The sequence below is a fragment of the Psychrobacter sp. CX10 genome (genome assembly GCF_057621575.2).
Genome location: NZ_CM177736.1, coordinates 2,378,300 through 2,391,675 on the forward strand (window position 1 = coordinate 2,378,300; position 13,376 = coordinate 2,391,675).

General features: G+C 40.6%; 8 protein-coding genes. All 8 read right to left on the reverse strand.

The features are described 5' to 3' along the window. Window positions 1–114: 114 nt before the first annotated feature. Window positions 115–993 (reverse strand): UTP--glucose-1-phosphate uridylyltransferase, encoded by an 879-nt coding sequence (locus AC21OH_RS09570; protein WP_487369967.1) that lies wholly within the window; start codon window positions 991–993, stop codon window positions 115–117. 225 nt (window positions 994–1,218) lie between these two features. Then, on the reverse strand, window positions 1,219–2,094 hold the full coding sequence (gene sucD / locus AC21OH_RS09575) for a succinate--CoA ligase subunit alpha (RefSeq protein WP_486536006.1): 876 nt from the start codon (window positions 2,092–2,094) through the stop codon (window positions 1,219–1,221). A gap of 80 nt (window positions 2,095–2,174) precedes the next feature. Beyond that, window positions 2,175–3,341, reverse strand: coding sequence for an ADP-forming succinate--CoA ligase subunit beta (gene sucC / locus AC21OH_RS09580; RefSeq protein ID WP_487369968.1), 1,167 nt, complete (start codon window positions 3,339–3,341; stop codon window positions 2,175–2,177). A 152-nt stretch (window positions 3,342–3,493) separates the two neighbouring features. Further along, window positions 3,494–4,957, reverse strand: coding sequence for a dihydrolipoyl dehydrogenase (gene lpdA / locus AC21OH_RS09585; protein ID WP_487369969.1), 1,464 nt, complete (start codon window positions 4,955–4,957; stop codon window positions 3,494–3,496). A 228-nt stretch (window positions 4,958–5,185) separates the two neighbouring features. Further along, complete coding sequence (gene odhB, locus AC21OH_RS09590) at window positions 5,186–6,439, reverse strand: 2-oxoglutarate dehydrogenase complex dihydrolipoyllysine-residue succinyltransferase (protein ID WP_487369970.1); 1,254 nt, start codon at window positions 6,437–6,439, stop codon at window positions 5,186–5,188. Between the two features lie 214 nt (window positions 6,440–6,653). Continuing rightward, window positions 6,654–9,536: a 2-oxoglutarate dehydrogenase E1 component gene (locus AC21OH_RS09595; RefSeq protein ID WP_487369971.1), complete on the reverse strand. Its 2,883-nt coding sequence runs from the start codon at window positions 9,534–9,536 to the stop codon at window positions 6,654–6,656. Window positions 9,537–10,296: 760 nt separating this feature from the next. After that, the gene (locus AC21OH_RS09600; protein ID WP_487369972.1) at window positions 10,297–11,007 is read right to left on the reverse strand and encodes a succinate dehydrogenase iron-sulfur subunit; all 711 of its coding nucleotides are present in this window, start codon (window positions 11,005–11,007) and stop codon (window positions 10,297–10,299) included. 203 nt (window positions 11,008–11,210) lie between these two features. Continuing rightward, complete coding sequence (gene sdhA, locus AC21OH_RS09605; protein WP_487369974.1) at window positions 11,211–13,061, reverse strand: succinate dehydrogenase flavoprotein subunit; 1,851 nt, start codon at window positions 13,059–13,061, stop codon at window positions 11,211–11,213. Window positions 13,062–13,376 lie beyond the last annotated feature (315 nt).

The following is a 13,376-nucleotide window of genomic DNA, read 5'->3' on the forward strand; positions in this document are numbered from 1 at the left end:
TGGCGATGCGATGATTATAAAATAAGCACTCATTGTACTTACTTATCTTAGCGTTCTAATTTGTCTTTACGCTCTTACTTGTCTTTATATGCTTACTTGACTCTACGTTTTTACTTAGGACTGATCCAGAATGTGCTGCGCAAAATAAATAAATGCCTGCATATAACTGGTCATATTGCCTGCATCAAAGCTATCTCCAAGCATGGTGGTCACATCAACGCCTTGAGTACTGATTAATGCGTCAATAGCATCTGTAAGCTGAATCTCTCCACCGACCGAAGGTTTGGTTTTGGCCAAATATTCAAAAATATCTGCAGTAAATACGTATCTACCAACCACAGCAAGATTAGAAGGGGCATCCTCAAACGAAGGCTTTTCAACAAAGCCATCAACTGCAAAATGGTGGTTCTTATCACCTGCTACATCAGACAATTGTTCCGATTCTTTAAGTTTGGCGATACCATATTTATGCACATCAGCATCAGCTACCTGACTCACTAAGATCTGCGAGTGTTGAGAGGTTTTAAACGCTTGCATCATATACGCCAAGTTATCTTTTTCCATATTGGTCGTAAAAGGGTCAATCACCACATCTGGTAATAAGACAGCAAACGGATGATCACCAACAATAGGCTTAGCTTTAAGCACAGCATGACCCAGACCCAGCGCTTTACCTTGACGTATCATAGAGACAGAAACATCTTCTGGTAACCAGTTCAAGCTATCTGCAAGATCATCTTTACCTTTTTGTCTGAGCTGAGTATCAAGCTCTGCATTAAGGTCAAGATAGTTTTCTATGGCGCTTTTTTGAGCATGCCCTATTAACACGATGTTTTTGATCCCCGCAGCGATAGCCTCTTCGATGACGTAATGAATAGCAGGTCGATTACCAAGAGGTAATAGCTCTTTTGGTACTGACTTAGACAGCGGTAACATGCGGGTTCCAAATCCTGCAACAGGTATAACAGCGTGGGTAACTTGGGTATTATTCATAATCGTATGTTTCTTGTTTTAGTAAGTGTGATATGCCAGTTAATAGACTTATTGTAGCAACTAATACTAAGGTCTGTCCCTAATATAAGTCATAAAAAAAGAGCACCCCGTAGGATGCTCTTTATCATACTAAATACCAAATGACACTAGTGTATTAAATATACAAATTTTGAGCGCGTGCTGGCAGGTTTTTTAACCAGCGTTTGATTAAGCGCTCTTGGTAATTTACCATCCTGTTACTTCTTTAACTTTTTCACCGATTTTAGCAGGGTCACGGGTATACGCAACGCCAGCATCGTCAAACGCTTTAAATTTCTCTTCAGCAGTACCTTTACCACCAGAGATAATTGCGCCTGCATGGCCCATACGTTTGCCTTTAGGTGCAGTCACACCAGCAATATAACCAATAACTGGCTTAGTAACATGGTCTTTGATATAAGCGGCAGCTTCTTCTTCTGCGGTACCACCAATCTCACCAATAAGTACAATTGCCTCGGTTTGTGGATCATCTTGGAACATTTTTAAGCAATCGATTTGGTTCATACCTGGGATAGGATCACCACCAATACCGATACAGGTAGACTGACCAAAGCCAAGCTTAGTGGTTTGAGCCACCGCTTCATACGTCAATGTACCAGAGCGTGAAATGACGCCTACTTTACCTGGCATATGGATATGTCCTGGCATGATTCCAATTTTACACTCGCCTGGTGTAATCACGCCAGGGCAGTTTGGACCTACCATTTTGACATCACCCGCTTGTTCAATATAACGCTTCGCTTTAAGCATATCTAATGTCGGTACACCTTCGGTGATCACAACAATTAGCTTAATACCAGCATCGACAGCTTCGATAATAGAATCAAGAACAAAAGGGGCAGGAACATAAATTACAGACGCGTCAGCGTTAGTCGCTTCCATAGCTTCTGCCATGGTGTTAAATACAGGCAGACCTAAATGTGTTTGACCACCTTTACCAGGGGTGACACCGCCAACCACTTTGGTACCATATTCAATGGCTTGTTCAGAATGGAACGTACCATTTTTACCGGTAAATCCTTGTACCAATACTTTGGTATCTTTATCGATTAATACACTCATTATTTACTCCGAATTTTGGTTACCTATTTTATTAGGTTATTTACTTATAAGGTTATTAAAATTAAATACTATAAATATGATTAAGCAGTAACTGCATCAACGATTTTTTGTGCAGCACCAGCCAAACCCTGGGCAGAAATAACTTCAACATCAGACTCATCTAATAGTTTTGCACCCAATTCAGCATTATTACCTTCTAAGCGAACCACGACAGGTACCGTTACATTCACCTCCTTTACCGCAGCAATAATGGCTTCGGCAATCATGTCACAACGTACAATACCACCAAAGATATTGATTAGAACCCCTTTAACGCTATCATCTTCTAGTATGATTTTGAACGCTTCAACAACGCGCTCTTTAGTTGCGCCGCCACCAACGTCTAGGAAGTTTGCAGGTTTACCACCATATAGTTTGATGATGTCCATAGTTGCCATCGCAAGACCAGCACCATTTACCATACAACCAATATTACCCTCTAGAGCAACATAGTTTAGGTCAAATTCAGCAGCTTTTAGCTCACGCTCATTTTCCTGTGAGGGATCATGTAACTCAGCGATTTTTGGCTGACGAAATAGTGCATTTGAATCCACCCCAATCTTGCCATCAACGCAAGCAAGTTCACCATTTTCTCTAATAGCCAATGGGTTGATTTCGATCATTTCAAAATCATTTTCGATAAAGGCTTGATAAGCACCTGTCATCAATTTTACGAACTGATTGATTTGTTTGCCTTCAAGACCAAGCTTGAAACCCACTTCACGTGCTTGGAAAGGCATTAATCCAACTAAAGGATCTACGGTAATGCTAAATATCTTATCTGGTGTTTCTTCTGCAACTTTTTCAATCTCAACACCACCTTCTGTAGATGCCATAAACGTAACACGGCGTGTAGAGCGGTCTACAACAGCGCCAAGATACAATTCATTTTGTACCGGATACATATCTTCTGCCACTAATACAAAGTTTACTGGCTGACCTTCACTGTCTGTTTGGTAAGTAACGAGATTCGTTCCGATTAGAGCATCTGCTATTTCTTTGGCCTCTTCACGTGTTTTCGCAAGCTTTACACCACCAGCTTTACCGCGGCCACCAGCATGAACCTGTGCTTTAATTACCGCTACATCGGTCGGCGTCTTATCGAACGCTTGAGCAGCTTCATCACCGCTATACGCAATAATACCTTTTTGAATAGGCAGTCCATAGCTCTCCAGCAATAATTTTGCTTGATACTCGTGTAAATTCATAAAGTTATCCTTTAGTTTTTTTTATTTCAAGTTATAAGACCGGTGTTTGGTATACCTATTACTCTTAGTTAACCAAACACCAGCTGTTATTTAAACAAGATCCTATATAGCTATAGTTAAGCTTATTTAGTTTTAGCTTATTTAGTTTTAGCTTATTTCTTGTTACGTTTTTTACGTTGTATAGCATGAATAGCACGCCCATCAGCTGATAAAGCTGCTTCATGTACAGCTTCACTAATCGTTGGGTGAGCAAAAGTCATCAGCTGCAAGTCTTCTACGCTTGACACAAACTCCATGGCTATCATGCCTTGGTGAACGATATCGCCTGCGCCTGCGCTAATGGCATGCATACCCAGTAAACGATCCGTTTTAGCATCAGCGACGACTTTAATTGAACCTTGGCCTTCACTTTGTGCCAATGCGCGTCCATTGGCTGCTAAGTTGAATGAACCTGTCTTAACGTCGTAGCCTTCTTCCTTGGCTTCTTGCTCGGTTAAACCCACCCATGCAATTTCAGGGTGCGTATAAATGACATTGATAATTGTGTCGTAATTTACTTGTGCTTTCTCGCCATGAATACGCTCAACAGCCATCATGCCCTCTTCCATAGCTTTATGCGCAAGCATAGGACCACGCACTAGATCACCAATAGCGTACACACCATCCAAATTAGTTTTACACTGTTTGTCTACATCGACTAATCCACGTTCTGTTAACTGTACTCCGCTATCCTCACCAAGTAGTTTTTCAGAATACGCACGGCGTCCTACACAGACAATAAGCTTATCAAAGGTTTCATCAGATGACTCGCCACCTTTTTCACTAGTGACGACAACTTCACCATCTTTGACTTCTGCATTGGTTACTTTCGTATCGACACGGATATCTAATCCTTGTTTCTTTAATAGCTTACTCGCCTCTTTAGCGATGTCATTATCAGCAGCTGCTAAAAATTCAGGAAGTGCTTCATAGATGACAACCTCAGCACCTAAACGACGCCATACTGAACCTAACTCTAGACCGATAACGCCAGCACCGATGACACCTAAACGCTTAGGCGTTTCAGTGAAATCTAAAGCACCTGTTGAATCAACGATAATACCTTCTTCGTTGTTGACTGGAGCCACAGGAATATCGATAGGCACAGAGCCTGATGCTAAGATAACATTTTTTGCTGTAATGGTAGACTCTGATTCATCTTCTAAAGCGGTAAACTTAATTTTTTTATCGTCGCCTTTACCGTCGATTAGAGTACCCCAGCCTTGTAACCATTCAACGCCATTACCTTTTAATAGCATGGCAACGCCGCCAGTAAGTTGTTTTACAACGCTTTCTTTACGTTCAATCATTTTTGGCACATCTATTTCAACATCGCCAGTAGTGATACCATGTTCTTCAAGCTCATGTCTGGTAGCTTCGTAACGATGAGACGAATCTAACAATGCTTTAGAAGGTATACAACCAACGTTTAAGCAAGTACCGCCAAGTGCAGGCTCACCTTTATAAACTCGTTTCTCGATACAAGCCACGCTCATACCTAATTGACCTGCGCGGATAGCGGCTTCATAACCGCCAGGACCACCACCGATGACCACTAAATCATAATTGTCTTTCATAATATATCCTGTCTTTTAATAGATGAATGTTAAAAGCTATTATATTTATAATTATTTATATGAATGGATTAAAGTAATAGGGTTCAATGTGCTATATATTCAAACTTATTATTAAGCACGATACGCTATATTTAATCTTGATTAACTTTAATACTAATCCTAAAACACTAAACCTAAAGCTAAACTAAAAAGCTTGCGTCAAATTTACTCTGACGCAAGCCTATTTAATTAAAGATCTAGGAGTAGTCTAGCTGGGTCTTCTACCAGCTCTTTAATAGTTACTAAGAACTGAACCGCGTCTTTACCATCAATCATTCGATGGTCGTAAGACAATGCAAGGTACATCATAGGTAGAATCTTCACCTCACCATCCACTGCCATAGGGCGATCATTGATGGCATGCATACCTAAAATAGCGGTTTGTGGTGGATTCAAAATAGGCGTAGACATCAATGAACCAAAGACGCCGCCATTAGTAATAGTGAACGTACCGCCTGTCATTTCTTGCAGCGACAGCTTACCATCACGGGCTTTACCAGCATATTCGCGTATACCACTCTCTATATCTGCCATGCTCATACGGTCTGTATCGCGTAGTACCGGTACTACCAGGCCACGATCTGAAGATACTGCAACACCGACATCATAGTAACCGTGATAAACAATATCATCTCCATCGATTGAAGCATTAACTGCTGGGAAGCGTTTAAGTGCTTCTGTTGCCGCTTTAATGAATAGAGACATAAAGCCCAAACGTGTGCCATGACGCTTCTCAAACTGATCTTTATACTGAGATCGTAGATCCATTAACGGCTTCATATTAACTTCATTAAAGGTAGTTAACATGGCAGTTTCTTGTGTTGCCGATAACAAACGATTAGCAACGGTCTTACGCAGACGCGTCATCGGAACACGTTTTTCAGTACGCTCGCCTACAGATTCAGCCACTGGGCGTCCACTATCAGACTTGATAGAGCTGTCCGCTTTTAAGTTAGGATTTGCCATGTCTTGTTTGGTAACACGTCCACCACGGCCCGAGCCTTCAACATTACTTGGATCAACACCAGATTCTTTAGCTGCTTTACGTACCGCTGGGCTTTGATCTTTATGGTCTTTTTCTTCAACTGGGGCTTTTTTGGGCTCACCGCCTTCAGCTGATTGCTCTTCTTTAGAAGTGCTTTGCTCAGAAGTACTTTCTTTGTCATTAGCATCTTCATTTGATGAATCATCCCCTGAGTTACCTGAAGCTCCTGCTTCAAACTCACCGATAACCTCATCAGAAAGGACAGTATCGTCTACTTGTTTAAAAATTTTTGATAACACACCATCATCTGGGGCGACTACTTCTAGCACAACTTTATCTGTTTCAATTTCGGCTAGGATATCGTCGCGATTAACTTGATCGCCTTCGCTATAATGCCATTCGACAATCGTACCATCAGCAACTGATTCTGGGAATACGGGCGCTTTAATCTCTGCCATGGGAACTGCTCCTATTTTTAATATTAAGTATTAGGTAAAAAATTTGAGTTATAAACTATTTATTATATTTTTAATAAACAACATTATTTTATTAACGTATTTTATTCATTACATAATAAGTTGTATGGTTTAAAAAAGTTTCTTCTATATGAATTTTAATTCAACAAAGTCTGTCTTAGTTAGTATGCATATTCTAAAGATTTCCATAAACCTATTAGGTTAATTGATCAACTTCAACACCAAGACCTTTAGCAATCAGCTCTCGTTGTTGACGCTGATGGATAGCAGGTAAGCCTGTAGCAGGTGCCGCAGATGCAGGACGTGCAACAGGATCAACAACATGCGCCTTCGTTACCCGAGGTTCATCTTCACGTGGACCAAAGATACGGAACATATGCGGTGCTAGGTAATACCAAGCACCTTGGTTTAACGGCTCTTCTTGACACCAAACGATCTCTTTAAGATTAGCGTATTTTTGGATCTCTTCTACCATTCTTTGTTCAGGTAGAGGATAGAGCTGCTCAATACGAACAATAGCCACATGATTAAGCTCAAGTGCGCGGCGCTGCTCAAGTAGATCGTAATAGACCTTACCGCCACACAGTACAACACGAGTGACTTTGTCATTATCTAATTGATCAAACTCTGGCAATACGGTTTCAAACTTGCCGTTTGCCAATTCTTCAAGCTCTGAGGTTGCAAGCTTATGACGCAATAGACTCTTAGGCGACATGACCACTAACGGTACTCGGCTAGGACGGATTGCTTGACGGCGTAATACGTGGAATATTTGCGCGGGCGTAGTTGGTGTGATTACTTGCATATTGTCTTCAGCACAAAGCTGCAAAAAGCGCTCTAATCGCGCAGACGAATGCTCAGGGCCTTGACCTTCAAAACCATGAGGAAGTAGCATGGTCAATCCACATACACGTTGCCATTTAGTCTCACCACTAGAGATAAATTGGTCAATAACAACCTGTGCGCCATTTACGAAGTCACCAAATTGAGCCTCCCATACAATCAATGCGTTAGGTACGGTTGTCGCATAGCCATACTCGAATGCCAATACGGCTTCTTCTGATAATAATGAGTTATAAATTGCGTAGCGGGCTTGGTTCTCATCAATGTGTGCTAGCGGCACATACATCTCACCATTAGTAACATTATAGATCTCAGAATGGCGATGCGAGAAGGTACCACGGCCAACATCTTCACCTGTAATACGAACCAGTACGTTCTCGTCGACCAATGAGGCATACGCTAAGGTTTCAGCAGCACCCCAGTTTAAAGGCTCTTCGCCTGTTTGCATTGCCAAACGCTGTTCAACCACTTTTTTAACTTGACGCTGTAAGGTAAATCCCTCTGGCATTTGCGCCATTTTACGTCCATATTCTTTAAGCTTTTCGATATCGACGCTAGTATCCCAATCATCTTCTAAGTCATGACCTAGATATGGACTCCAGTCAATATATAACTTTTCGTTTGGATCTCGAACCAATGAGTTTGCTACATACTCACCATCATCCAACGCTTCACGATAATCATTTTCAAGGGTTTTATCATAGCCTTCTGAAATAACGCCTTCATTAAGAAGCTTTTGGGCATACTGAGTGCGTGTCGTAGGCAGCTTCTTAATAACAGCATACATTAAAGGCTGCGTCGCTGAAGGTTCATCGGCTTCGTTATGACCATTACGGCGATAACAGAATAAGTCAATGACGATGTCTTTATGGAACTTATGGCGATAGTCGAGTGCCATTTGTGCTGCAAACACCACCGCTTCTGGATCATCGCCATTAACGTGAATGATAGGCGCATGAACCATTTTGGCAATATCAGTACAATATTCGGTAGAGCGAGCATCTTCTTGACGGCTGGTCGTGAAGCCAACTTGGTTGTTAATGACTAAATGCACCGTACCACCAGTTGTGTATGCTCGTGTTTGCGACATCTGGAAAGTTTCTTGAACCACACCCTGTGCAGCTATTGCTGCATCACCATGTACCACTAAGGGTAATACCAAATTACCATCGGTATCATTACGGCGTACTTGGCGGGCACGAACTGATCCTTCTAATACTGGAGATACAATTTCAAGATGCGATGGGTTAAAAGCTAATGCTAAATGTGCTTCTCCGCCTGGCGTCATTACATTTGATGAGTAACCATTATGATATTTAACATCACCAGACCCTTTTTCAGGTATTACCTTACCATCAAACTCATCAAACAGGTCGGCTGGATTTTTACCTAAAATATTCACGAGTAAGTTTAGGCGACCCCGGTGAGCCATGCCAATTACCATCTCTTTAGTACCGTAACCACCAGCACGTTGGATGATTTCATGGACAGCCGGAATGAAGCTTTCACCCCCTTCCAAACCGAAACGCTTAACCCCTGTATATTTACGTGCTAAATATTTCTCAAGACCTTCTGCAGCGGTTAGACGCTCAAGAATCATCTTTCTTTTTTCATCGTCAAACTTTATATAGCCAAGATCGCTTTCCATGTATTCTTCAAACCAGCGCTTTTCAGTACTGGTTGTTACATGCATATATTCAAGGCCGATATGACGACAATACACTCTATTTAGCGTTTCGATGATTTCTCTAAGTGGGGCTTCGGATTTACCCATATTAAAATCACTGGTAGAGAATACCGTATTTAAATCATCCTCTGATAGCCCGTGATACTCAAGAGTTAAGTCTTCAATAGGTGCACGAGGATGCAGCTGTAGTGGATCTAGCTTAGCGCGGCGGTGACCACGGCGACGATAGGCAGAAATAAGTTTCTGTACTCCCATATGTCGTGGGTCGAGACAATTGGCATCTGAAGCAGCGCTATCACTAGCTGGACTTGCTACGCCTTTATTCGCTGTTTGATTGCGGGCTAATAATAAAAACTGATCCTGAATTTTGTGATGTAAAGCATCATTGGCGGTTTCATATTCTTTAAAATAAGCTTGCCAATCTGAATCCACACTATCAGGATTTTGAAGATATTGTTCATATAATGACTCAATATAGCTTGCATTATCGCCTGCAAGTTCTGTTGTATTGGCTGCATTCAAAGCATCATTATTAGTCATAGTATTCATAGTCATTTCTTATTTATATTTAAGTTCAATTAATTAGAGTCAATTAAATCAAAACGAGATTATCAGTTGCTATGGATAGTTTTAATTGTATAGAGTTGCTATTTATTTTCTCAATTTACTTTTTATATTTAGTCGAGCGCATATGAATAGAATGTATACCGCTATTAAGCACTAAACGTTAACTTTATATAAACTTTAACCTTACTTAGTTTAAACCGCAGTTTTATTATAACCAGCTTTTATAAACTTAGCTTTTATAGCCACTGCTTCGAGCAGGTTAATTTAAACAAATTAATTTCACGTATTATCACTTTAAATGTTTATGCTTAATATAAAAACTTACTGTTGTTATAAGTATCGTCTAATAAGTATGCATTAAACGTGCCATATGACTTATAAGTTCAGACTTAAAATTAAATTGGCTAACACGGTAAAGTTAACGATATTAATAAAAAATTGTGTTTAATTCCGGAACACACTTGCTCACTCAAACAGAGTAACATGGAACCATAAAATTCTGTGTTAGTTTGTTTAATAGTGAGCATTCATATTATAAATTGCGGTTATTATTTAAATGTCATTTTAACAAAAAAAGACCTCTATCAACAAATAGAGGTCTGTGGTATTCACGTAATTTAATAACTAGTTAAAATACTAATACCGTAGGCTTAGACAGTAGCTCAATAAAATATCGCTTAAATCTAATTTTATTAAATTATCAATATCTTATGTAGCCATTTGTATAAAAAATTACTGCGACTTAGCCCGCTTGCTCAAGAAGCAAATTGCGTAAGTGACCAATGGCACGAGTCGGGTTAAGACCTTTTGGACATACAGCAACACAGTTCATGATACCACGGCAACGGAATAGACTATATGGATCATCCATACGCGCTAAACGCGCTTGAGTATCAGTATCTCGGCTATCGGCTACAAAGCGATACGCATTGAGTAATGCAGAAGGTCCTAAGAACTTATCAGGATTCCACCAGAACGATGGGCAGCTGGTTGAACAACAAGCACATAAAATACACTCGTAAAGCCCATTTAGCTTTTCACGATCCTCAGGGGACTGTAGACGCTCAGTAGGTGGTGCAGGCTGATCATTGAGTAAGTATGGATGCACTTTTTCATATTGCTCATAAAACTGATTCATATCGACAACTAGATCACGTACCACAGGCAAACCTGGTAATGGTCGAATGATAATCTTTTCTGGCAATGTGTTCATATTTATCAAACATGCCAATCCATTCTTACCATTAATGTTCATGCCATCTGAACCGCAAATGCCTTCACGGCAAGAGCGTCTGAATGTGATCGTCTCATCTTGTTTTTTCAAACGTAATAAAACATCTAGCAACATACGATCTGACTCTAAAAGCTCAATCGTATAAGTTTGCATGTAAGGGGCTGCGTCCTTATCAGGGTCGTAGCGGTACAACTCAATGGTGCGAGTACCTCGGCTCATAGTGCTAACTCCACACGGTGTAGAGCTGTTTTAACAAACGCATTAAAGCGAGTCCTATTAAAACAGCTTTACAAATTTAAATTAAATAAAAATTAACATCAATATATATTGCAATGCTTACTTACTGGGTAGCAACCCTTTAATCTTAAAACGGCTATCTTTAAACGTACACTCTTCAAACGTACACTATTTAGAAATGAAAATTAGTAAACGCGAACTTTTGGCTCAACGTAATCAACCGTTAATGGTACTTTACGAACCGGTTTATAAATGATTTTGTTAGTTTCTGAATACCATAGCGTATGCTTCATCCACTCGTGATCGTTACGACCATTTGGAGCGATAGCGTCATCTTCTGGGCGATCATAATCAAGTACGGTGTGAGCACCGCGGCACTCATGACGGTTTGCAGCAGATAACATTGTCGCTTTAGCAACTTCATACAAGTTAGCAACTTCTAATGCTTCAATACGTGCGGTATTAAACACTTGCGATTTGTCAGCTAAGTAAATGTTATCAACCTTCTCTTGTAGAGCTAAAAGTTTTTCAACGCCTTCATCCATAAGCTCTTGCGTACGGAAAACACTGGCATGCTTTTGCATAAGCGCGCGTATCTCATCAGCAACGTCTTGAGCATTATGACCTGATGTTGATTGCTGTAGCTTATTTAAACGCCCCACAGTAAAGTCTAAAACGCGAGGGTCCATAGGATGGTAGCTGTGATCTGTTTCACTAAAGCTATCTATAATATGCTTACCTGCAGCGCGCCCAAAGACAACCAAATCAAGTAATGAGTTCGTACCCAATCGATTTGCCCCATGCACACTCACGCACGCACACTCACCAATTGCATAAAGACCTTTTACGATCTTACTATCAACGTATAACCCTTCTTCATCCACCTCACCATCAAGATCAGGTACGATGACTTGACCGTGGATAGTAGTTGGAATACCGCCCATCATATAGTGAATGGTTGGAATTACTGGAATTGGCTCTTTTGTGATGTCGACGTTAGCAAAGTTTTTACCAATCTCAAATACAGACGGCAAACGCTTCATAATAGTATCAACACCTAAATGGGTCATGTCCATTACGATGTGATCAGCATTTGGCCCACAGCCACGACCTTCTTTAATCTCTTGGTCCATTGAGCGTGATACCAAATCACGAGGTGCTAAGTCTTTTACAGTAGGAGCATAACGCTCCATAAAGGCTTCACCATCTTTGTTACGTAAGATAGCGCCTTCACCGCGGCAACCTTCCGTTAATAAAACACCAGCGCCAAATACACCGGTAGGGTGGAATTGCCAGAATTCCATATCTTGCAGAGGAATACCTGCACGTACTGCCATGCCTAAGCCATCACCTGTATTGATGTAAGCGTTAGTTGAAGCTGAGAAGATACGGCCAGCGCCACCAGTAGCTAGTACTGTATTTGTGGCTTGGAATACAGCGACTGTTCCTGTTTCTTGTTCAGTTGCCACCACACCATTGATATTACCATCTTCATCTTTAATAAGATCTAGTGCAATCCACTCAACAAAGAACTCAGTACCTTTTTCAAGATTTTTTTGATATAGCGTATGAAGCAAAGCGTGCCCAGTACGGTCAGCGGCAGCACAAGCACGTTGAACTGCTTTTTCACCGTAATTTGAGGTGTGACCCCCAAAAGGACGCTGATAGATAGTCCCATCTGGGTTTCTATCAAATGGCATACCCATATGCTCTAGCTCGTATACAACCTTGGGTGCTTCACGGCACATATATTCGATTGCGTCTTGATCACCTAACCAGTCAGACCCTTTAACGGTATCGTAAAAGTGAAAGTGCCAGTTATCATCACTCATATTACCCAGGCTTGCTCCAATACCACCTTGAGCTGCAACGGTGTGAGAACGTGTTGGGAATACTTTGGTTATTACAGCGACTTTCATACCGCCTTCTGCAAGCTGGAGTGCAGCGCGCATACCAGAACCGCCACCACCTACGATAACTGAGTCGTAATTTAGAGTTTTGATATTACTAATTGTGTTGTCTTGTCTAGTTGCCATTACGTTTTCCTAATGAATACGTTATTCGTTATTTTAGCTGGCGATGCATATATAAAATCACTGTATATTAGATTTTATTAGCCGTATATTTATAATTACTACTCTGCTAATAGCCTGAGTTAATAAGAACAAACAAGATTAATAAAAACAAACTAGGTTAATAGTATAAATCAGTGTTAAATACAGCTTTCATTACCAGTTGGCTTATATAAGCACTTTGGGTAGGTATCTTATGACTTTAAGTAAGATAGATTGTGAAACATACGTTCGTTAATCATACGTTAGTCAATAGAAAGGTCTTTTTAAAATATCATT

Coding starts and splice junctions, on each gene's coding strand:
- AC21OH_RS09570 (WP_487369967.1), bottom strand. CDS start 993: ATGAATAATACCCAAGTTACCCACGCTGTTATACCTGTTGCAGGATTT.
- sucD (WP_486536006.1), bottom strand. CDS start 2,094: ATGAGTGTATTAATCGATAAAGATACCAAAGTATTGGTACAAGGATTT.
- sucC (WP_487369968.1), bottom strand. CDS start 3,341: ATGAATTTACACGAGTATCAAGCAAAATTATTGCTGGAGAGCTATGGA.
- lpdA (WP_487369969.1), bottom strand. CDS start 4,957: ATGAAAGACAATTATGATTTAGTGGTCATCGGTGGTGGTCCTGGCGGT.
- odhB (WP_487369970.1), bottom strand. CDS start 6,439: ATGGCAGAGATTAAAGCGCCCGTATTCCCAGAATCAGTTGCTGATGGT.
- AC21OH_RS09595 (WP_487369971.1), bottom strand. CDS start 9,536: ATGAATACTATGACTAATAATGATGCTTTGAATGCAGCCAATACAACA.
- AC21OH_RS09600 (WP_487369972.1), bottom strand. CDS start 11,007: ATGAGCCGAGGTACTCGCACCATTGAGTTGTACCGCTACGACCCTGAT.
- sdhA (WP_487369974.1), bottom strand. CDS start 13,061: ATGGCAACTAGACAAGACAACACAATTAGTAATATCAAAACTCTAAAT.